The organism is Moorena sp. SIO4A5 (assembly GCF_010672005.1).
GTDB lineage: Bacteria > Cyanobacteriota > Cyanobacteriia > Cyanobacteriales > Coleofasciculaceae > Moorena.
This window is the reverse complement of the sequence record NZ_JAAHHZ010000292.1, coordinates 1-5,789: the sequence shown is the minus strand read 5'-3', so window position 1 is coordinate 5,789 and position 5,789 is coordinate 1. Positions and strand designations below refer to the sequence as shown.

Sequence of the window (5,789 nt, the reverse complement as noted above, 5' to 3'; positions counted from 1 at the left end):
TCAGCTTCTGACAAGCCCACTTCTGCCAGTCGCACTCGATTGGGAATTACTTGTAATTCTGGCGCACCAGTAACAAAACTGGAACGAGCATTGCGCACACCGTCCAGTTGGCGCAATTGCTTAATAATATCCTGACCCCACTGGTTTAATTGATCCAGGTCTTGTCCTACCACACGCACGGTATAGGATTTGCCTGGATTCCGAAAAATGGCAGCGCGCCTAGCAACCACAAAGCGATAACCAGGGAAATTAGATTTTACCTTTCCCATCCGATTCACCATGTCATCGAGATTCCTACCAGTAGCTAAGTCTGGCTTGAGATAGACTAAAATCATTTTCCGTCGCGAGCTTGCTATTACCAAGGTTCGGTCAATTTCCGGCTGCTGTGCCAAGAACTTTCTGGCCGGTTGGGATAGCCGTAGGAATTCTGGAATACTGGTGCCTGGAAAGGGTTCCGTTAACCACATAATTAAATTACGGTTCCCTTCTGGTAGGTAATCCATGGGGGGGAGTAACCGAATACTGACAAAGAGCAATACTACAGGAATCAACAACACAGCCAAACGCCTTCCGATCCGTTTGCCACCAACAGACCAACGCACGGTTTTTAATAACAATCTCTCTAGCTTGCCTTGCCATACTCTAAATACTGCTGAAGTTTTAGCTACAGCTAGCACCAGGACATTTTGGATTTTTGCTCCTCTATTTCGCTGCTTTGGGCGCAATGGTTTTGGGTCTAAACCTTGGGTGCCGACATCCCCCATCCCCTGCAAAATCTGTTGCGCCTCCCCTTGATTAAGAAACAGTCCCGATAGCATAGGCACTAGGGTCAGAGCTGCAAACAGGGAAAACAATACCGATGTCGATAGAGCAATACCAATATCAAAGAACACCTGTCCTGGCTGCCCTGTCACTAAAACAATGGGAGCAAATACTGCTACGGTAGTCAGAGTAGAGGCTAGCATGGCTGACCACACTTCTTGAGTGCCGTCAATAGCAGCTCGGATCGGATTTTTTCCCCGTTGCATGTGGGTGAAGATATTTTCTAGCACCACAATGGCATTATCCACCACCATTCCGACAGCAAAGGCTAATCCTGCCAGACTGATCACATTCAGAGAGCGACCTAGCAAGGCTAAGACAATAAAGACGGTAATAATAGTAGTCGGAATAGTTAGGGCAATTACTGCTACGGTGCGCAATGACCCGAGAAACAGCAGCAACACTAGGGATGCTAGAATCGCACCCATGATCAAATTTTGCTGCACTAAGGCAATAGATTGGTTAATATAGCCATTCTCGTCGTAGTTAATTAAAAACTCGACACCTTCTCCTTGCTGTTCCAGTTGGGCTTCCAGTTCCTTGAGTACTGCTCTGACCCCCTTAGATATTTCTGGGACATTGCTACCAATTCGTCTTTCGATACCAATGCCAGCGGTTGGTTGGTCATTTGCTACAAGAACCGTACTTTCTAGCTTGCGACCAATGCGGACATCAGCTACATCCCCCAAATAGACAGTTCCTGATTGGTCTCGGCGCAACACAAACCCTTCCAACTCCTTCACATCCTCAGAGCGACTGACGGTGCGGACTCGGTATTCCCGTCTTCCCACTACCATCGGTCCACCGCGAATATTGCGGTTATTATTGCGCAAAGTATTCACGACATTAGAAAGGGTTAGATTGCGGTCAGCTAAGGCTTTCGGGTCTACAATCACCTCCACTTCCCGTTCCCGTCCCCCAGGAGTAATAATCTGACCCACTCCTTCCACTTGCCGTAACTTGGGTACGATGGCATCTTGAACCAAGTCACGGTAATGGTCTGGGTCAGAATCATAGCCTTCTTTGGGCATTAGGACAATCCACATCATGGGACGGCTAACACCACTGACCACTTCAGCAGAGGGGTCTCCCGCTTCTGGGGGTAGAGAGGACACTCGCTGTAATTTGCTCAAGACATCTACTAAGCGAGCATCAATATCTGTTCCCCAATTGAATTCGAGAGAAATCCGACTGCGTCCAGGGCGAGAGCTACTGGTAATTTCTTTAACTCCTGTGACTTCTTCGACGGCTTCTTCGATCGGTCTAGTAATCAGGTCTTCTACTTCCGTCGGTCCTGCTCCAGCGTAGGAGGTGCTAATGGTAATTTCTGGAGTATCACCTCCTGGTCGAAGTTCTAGGGGAAGCTGGAATAGGGCTAAGATGCCACATAGGGCTAGGAGGCAGAACAGAACAAATGTGCCATGTCGCCACCGGACAGCTGTTTCGATAAGTTTCATCAAATTTGGCCGAAGTTGGCAACTTAGGAACTAGGGAATCGGGAATCGGGAATCGGGAATTGGGAATCGGGAATCGGGAATCGGGAATCGGGAATCGGGAATCGGGAATCGGGAATCGGGAATCGGGAATTGGAAATCGGGAAGGATTCTAGAGACTAATACAGCACGGCGGAAATCAATATACTTTTCAAAAAGAGCAAAACTCTTATATACTAAACCTTGAATAAGTAAACATGTAATAATTTTGAATTTTGAATTTTGAATTTTGAATTCCGCACTGTGCTACAAGTTTTTTGAGGTTTGCAAGAGGTCCGATAATTAGGAATTAAGGATTAGTAATGTTAACTGGTGAACCATCTTTTAACCCTTCACCCCCTGACACAACTAGGGGTTGATTGGCTTGTAATTGTTGATTAGTGATCAGGACTTTTTCCCCCATGTCCGCTAGTATTTCTACGGTAAACTGTTGTGCTTTGTCTTGGGAAATGGTATATATTAGGGATTGGTTTTTTCGTTTAATGATGGCATCACGGGGGATAATAAAACTGGGATCTACATCAATGGGTAAGTCTAAGGTGGCTTGAATTCCCATTCCAACTAATAAGTCTTTTGGGGGATTGTTGAGATTTACCCTTACTATTTGTCGCCGTGAGTTGGCATTGGCTGTAGGCACAACGCTGGTAATCTGTGCTCGTTGCTGCCAGTTAGGTAAACTTCGCGGTGCAGTTAATTCCACATACATCCCTGGTTTGACCTGATTAGTAAACTGTTCTGGCACTTCTAGAAAGATATCGAATTGAGCATTATTGACCAAGGTAATGATGGCATCGCCACCTTCCACATAGTTCCCCCTGTCAACCTGGCGGGATTGCACAACTCCGGCTGTAGGCGCTTTAATCGTGGCTCGTTCTGATGCTAGTTGAGCTTGCTCAACCGCTGCCTGAGCTGCTGCTACTACCCCTTTCTGGGCATCAATTTCTTCCTGGGTTGGTCCGACTTGGGCTTCCGCTAACAGAGCTGCTATGCGCAACCGCTCACTGATGGTGGCATCAAGGGTACTTTTGGCTTCAGCAATCTCTTGCTGGGTTTTAGTTTGTTCTGCACTTAGGGCAGCTTGAGCCCGTAAGCGCTCACTGGTAGCTGCATCAGCCGATTTTTCGGCTTCTACTTTTGCTCGTTGAGAGAGAGCTCCTTCGAGAGTTAAGGCTTCAATGCGTTTGAGGTTGTCCTTTGCTTCTTGTTCCCGAGCTTTAGCGGCATCCAGTTCTGCTTGCCGTTGGGCAATTAAATTGGGTTGGACGGCTATCATACCATCAAGGTTGTCCTTTGCTTCTTGTTCCCGAGCTTTAGCGGCATCCAGTTCTGCTTGCCGTTGGGCAAGAATTTCTGGACGGGTTCCTACTTGTAATCGAGCCAGATTACTTTTTTCCTGAGCAAGCCTTGCCTTAGCTTGGGCTAGGGCTAACTGTTGGTCAGCACCATCAAGAATAGCAATGGTCATTCCCGGGGTAACGCGATCGCCTTCTCGGACTTTGAGTTGTTGTATCACACCATCCACCTGAGATTTAATCGTGATTTTTTCACTTGCCTCTACTTCACCCAGTAACTGGATCTGTTTCACTCCTTTACCTAAGGTTAGGGGAATAGTTTCTACAGGTCGCGGTGGTATCTGTTTAGTTTTCGTCGGGGCTACAGGGGGTTCTGGTATTGTCGAGATTTGCAACAACGCTAGACCTCCTACTAAAAAGAGGACTGTGAGTAGCCATGCAGAGGATTTGCCTTTGGTTTCTTCCTGGTTTTGGGAATTTGACTCTGGCTGATAGTGATTAGACACTTGAGGATTTATAGGTTCCATGGTGATGCCCTGACAAAAAGATGTCAAAAAGATGTTTATAGGATAACTTTGCTCAATCCTACTGACGGCCTCATGAACTCGATCAGAGCAGTTGACTTAGATAGGAATTACTCTAGATTTACAAATTTTAATAAAAATTTAATGGTTATGCCATCAAAGTTTTTATATTCTTAGGAGAGGAAAATTTAATCGATGAGTGAACCGCTACTTTGTGTCGAAAACTTGCAGGTGGCCTATCCTAGGAGCCAATCCCTTGAAAAACCCACTTGGGCAGTAGATGATGTTTCCTTCATGCTAGATTCAGGGGAGCGACTGGGATTAGTCGGTGAGTCAGGCTGCGGTAAGTCTACTTTGGGACGAGCAATCATGCAGTTGTTACCGCAACGGTCCCAAGTAAAAGGAAAGGTAAGGTTTGCCGGAAAGTCGGTTTTTGACTTAACCCCTACACAGCTGCGCCAGTTTCGTGGAGAAGCAGTAGCGCTAGTATTTCAAGACCCGATGACTCGCCTTGACCCTTTAATGACTATAGGGGAACACTGCCTAGAAACCCTCAAAGCTCACCAACCCCAACTATCACGACGTGAGAGTAGAGCAAAAGTATTAGAAGCTCTAGATGCGGTGAAAATCCCCGCTAATCGCTTCTCTCAATATCCCCATGAATTTAGTGGGGGGATGCGGCAACGGGTTGCGATCGCATTAGCGTTGTTGCTCAATCCCAAGCTAATTGTAGCAGATGAACCCACCACCAGCTTGGATGTTACGGTAGAGGCACAGATATTAGAAGAATTAACAATGGCTTGTCGAGAACGGGACATGGCACTGTTACTGATTTCTCACGATTTGGCCATGATTGGGGAATATTGCGATCGCATTGCGGTCATGTATGGTGGCAAAATGGTGGAAACTGGGCCAGTGGCACAGATTCTGTGGCAACCTAACCATGACTATACGCGATCGCTCTTAGAAGCGGCACTACATCTTCAGGCAGTTAAAGACCACAATAACAGTCATGACCCTGAGGGAAATTCCAGCTCTGCCATTCCTACCCCTTTGCTACGGGTTACCAATCTCAAGCAATATTATACCTTAGAAAGCAATTTTATTCAGCAACTGGTATCTCAAGAAAAAAACGTTATCAAAGCTGTGGATAACGTCAGTTTTGATTTATATCCTGGTGAAATTTTAGGACTAGTAGGAGAATCTGGTTGTGGCAAAAGTACTTTATCTCGCACTATCTTGCAATTAGTTCGTCCTACGGCTGGAACAGTTGAGTTTAAAGGCACAAATTTAGCTAAACTCAATCGACATTCCCTACAAGAGATTCGTCGTCAAATCCAAATGGTATTTCAGGACCCCCATGCTTGTCTTAATCCTTTAATGACTGTGGGAGAAAGTATTGCCGATCCGTTATTTATTCATAAATTAGCGGCTAATCCAACAGCAGCAAAAAACCAGGTCAAGGAAATGCTAGAACGAGTAGGATTAACGCCTGTAGAGGATTACTACAATCGATATCCCGCTGACCTTTCTGGAGGACAACAACAACGGGTTGCTATTGCTCGGGCATTGATTACTCATCCTAGTTTGGTGATTTGTGATGAACCAGTGAGTATGCTGGATGCTAGTGTCCAAACTCAAGTATTAGAATTAATGTT

The 5,789-nt window shown here is 46.0% G+C and carries 4 protein-coding genes; 2 read left to right on the top strand and 2 right to left on the bottom strand.

What is annotated here, in order from left to right; genetic code table 11:
- Window positions 1-2,279, bottom strand: a 2,279-nt coding sequence (locus tag F6K57_RS35300; RefSeq protein ID WP_293072651.1) for an efflux RND transporter permease subunit, incomplete at its 3' end; no start/stop codon positions are given.
- A 5-nt stretch (window positions 2,280-2,284) separates the two neighbouring features.
- Here F6K57_RS35300 and F6K57_RS35295 point away from each other — a divergent pair.
- Window positions 2,285-2,431, top strand: coding sequence for a hypothetical protein (locus F6K57_RS35295; protein ID WP_293072649.1), 147 nt, complete (start codon window positions 2,285-2,287; stop codon window positions 2,429-2,431).
- Window positions 2,432-2,604: 173 nt separating this feature from the next.
- Here F6K57_RS35295 and F6K57_RS35290 read toward each other — a convergent pair whose 3' ends face one another.
- Entirely contained in the window at window positions 2,605-4,134 is a 1,530-nt protein-coding gene (locus F6K57_RS35290; protein WP_293072647.1) for an efflux RND transporter periplasmic adaptor subunit, read from the bottom strand.
- Between the two features lie 192 nt (window positions 4,135-4,326).
- Here F6K57_RS35290 and F6K57_RS35285 point away from each other — a divergent pair.
- Window positions 4,327-5,789 (top strand): ABC transporter ATP-binding protein (locus tag F6K57_RS35285; RefSeq protein ID WP_293072645.1); only part of this gene is annotated, 1,463 nt, incomplete at its 3' end.

Coding starts and splice junctions, on each gene's coding strand:
- F6K57_RS35290 (WP_293072647.1), bottom strand. CDS start 4,134: ATGGAACCTATAAATCCTCAAGTGTCTAATCACTATCAGCCAGAGTCA.